This is a genomic window from Micromonospora sp. LOL_021 (assembly GCF_048060215.1).
Classification (GTDB): Bacteria; Actinomycetota; Actinomycetes; order Mycobacteriales; family Micromonosporaceae; genus Micromonospora_E.
The window spans coordinates 1-2,599 of record NZ_JBHMIN010000110.1; the positions used below are offsets into that span (position 1 = coordinate 1).

A 2,599-nucleotide genomic window follows, 5' to 3' on the forward strand; every position below is an offset into this window, starting at 1 on the left:
GGGCACTTTCTACATCCGGGGTCCTGCCGGTCCAACCTTCATCGGTGGATCGAGGCTCAGGCTGGGAGTTGGCACCCCTCTCGGAACTAGTTGCGATCAACCAACGGCGTTTCGATGCCGAGCCAGACGACGATGAGCACATCTCGTTCGTTCCGATGGCGTCAGTCGAGGCTGAGTCTGGGCGATTGGACGCTTCGCAGACCGCTCCCTACGGCAAACTGAAGCAGCGATCCTTGACGCGGTTTCAGGAAGGCGACGTCCTCTTCGCCAAAGTGACTCCGTGTATGGAGAATGGCAAGATCGCAGTCGCTCGCGGTTTAGCGTCCGGTCGGGGGATGGGGAGCACCGAGCTGTTCTCGCTGCGGCCCCACGGCGCAATCGACCCTGACTACCTTGCCTACTTCCTGTTGCAGGAATCGGTCCGGCGGGATGCTGCACGCGCCATGACCGGTGCCGTAGGGCTTAGGCGAGTTCCGCGTGGCTACTTGGAAGATCTCGCCATCCCAGTTCCGCCGTTCGCCGAACAACGCCGCATCGTTTCCGCTTTGGAGACTTACTTGGCGAGTCTCGACGCGGCGACTGCAGGTGTTAAGAAGGCTGCCGCAAGACTATCTGGTTGGCGCAATGTCCTCGCGAATTATGCGATAGGCGGAGGATCTAAAACGAGGTCTGCCGCGCTCGACGGAAGTTGGAGTTCTACCTCGATTGGTGAAATCGCCGATGTTGGCACCGGGGCAACGCCGCTGAGGTCACGACGTGACTATTACGAGAATGGAACGGTTCCCTGGGTCACGAGTTCGGCCGTTAATAGGCCCTACGTTGATAGTTCTGATGAATTCATCACGCAGAAGGCGTTGTCCGAAACCTCGGTTAAGCTGTGGTCGCCCGGGACACTTCTGGTCGCAATGTACGGAGAGGGAAAGACGAGGGGGCGATGCTCCGAGCTGCGGATATCGGCCACGACGAACCAGGCATGTGCTGCAATCGCGATACGTCCTGAGTATGAATGGCGGCGGCCTTGGGTGAAGCTAGTGCTGCGGGCTCGTTACGACGAAAACCGTAAGCTGGCGGCTGGTGGCGTTCAGCCTAATCTGAACCTCGGCATGATCCGTGCGATGCAGATTCCGTTGCCACCTCGGGACCAGCAAGACAGGTTTCTGCAGGAGTTTGAGAGACAGGACAGCGTCGGAGCTGCTCTTGAGCAGAAGCTACGGGTGGTCGCTGCCAGAGCGCGCGTACTGAGGACTGCGTTGCTGGCGGAGGCGTTTGCGGGGTGGTTGGTGGAGCAGGATCCGGCGGATGAGCCGGCGTCGGAGTTGCTGGCGCGCATCCGGGCGCAACGGGTGGTGGTGCCGAAGCAGCGGGGTCGGCGTACGGCCAAGGAGCTGGCAGCGCCCGCGACCAGGGCGATTGGGACCGATTTTCAGCAGGGAGAGTTGCCGCTGTGAGCAACGTGGATTCGCGCCGGCTGGTGCAGAAGCTGTGGAACTACTGCGACGTGCTGCGCGACGACGGGGTCTCCACGATCGACTACGTGGAGCAGCTGACGTACCTGCTGTTCTTGAAGATGGCCGACGAGCGGGCCAACCGGCCGCTCAAGCCGGAGCAGATCGTGCCGGCGGAGCTGAGCTGGCAGACGCTGCTCGACAGCGACGGTGTCCGGCTGGAAGTTCAGTACCGCAACATCCTGAGCGGGCTCGGGCAGGAGTCCGGCACGCTCGGCACGATTTTCCGCAAGGCGCAGAACAAGATCCAGGACCCGGCGAAGCTCAAGAAGCTGATCGTCGACCTGATCGACAAGGAGCAGTGGTCGCAGGCTGGTGTCGACGTCAAAGGCGACGCGTACGAGGAGCTGCTGGCCAAGGGCGCGGAGGACGCGAAGTCGGGTGCCGGGCAGTACTTCACGCCGCGTGCGCTGATCGAGGCGATCGTCGACTGCGTGCAGCCCACCCCGGGCGACACCATCACGGACCCGGCATGCGGCACCGGCGGGTTCCTGCTGTCGGCGTACGACCATATCCAGCGGCACCACGGCGACAGCCTGACCCGCGACCAGGCCCGGCACCTCGCCAACGGTGGGATCACCGGCACCGAGCTGGTCGACGGCACCGCGCGGCTCGCGGCCATGAACATGCTGCTGCACGGCATCGGTACGCCGAGCGGCCCGTCGCTGATCGACGTCCGCGACTCGCTCGGGCGGGAGCCGGACGGCAAGGTCAGCCTGGTGCTGGCCAATCCGCCGTTCGGGCGTAGCTCGTCGATCCGCATGATCGGCGAGGACGGGCGGGCGAGCCGCGAGGAGCGGGAGATCGAGCGCGCCGACTTCTGGGCGACGACGTCGAACAAGCAGCTCAACTTCGTGCAGCACATCGCCTCGATGCTGGAGATCGACGGGCGGGCCGCGGTGGTGCTGCCCGACAACGTGCTCTTCGAAGGCGGGGCGGGGGAGACGATCCGGCGGCGGCTGCTCAAGCAGTACGACCTGCACACCATGCTGCGGCTGCCGACCGGCATCTTCTACGCCGGTGGGGTCAAGGCCAATGAGCTGATCTCAGCAACGCAAAAGGTTTGATTGGTGCGACACGGGCGAATCCGGTGA

At 63.6% G+C, this 2,599-nt stretch carries 2 protein-coding genes; both read left to right on the forward strand.

All coding sequences use genetic code 11. The features are described from left to right. A partial coding sequence (locus ACFHWT_RS31110) for a restriction endonuclease subunit S (protein ID WP_416598233.1) occupies positions 1-1,448 on the forward strand: 1,448 nt, incomplete at its 5' end. Beyond that, on the forward strand, positions 1,445-2,572 hold the full coding sequence (locus tag ACFHWT_RS31115; RefSeq protein ID WP_416598235.1) for a type I restriction-modification system subunit M: 1,128 nt from the start codon (positions 1,445-1,447) through the stop codon (positions 2,570-2,572). The genes ACFHWT_RS31110 and ACFHWT_RS31115, both read left to right, overlap by 4 nt. Positions 2,573-2,599 lie beyond the last annotated feature (27 nt).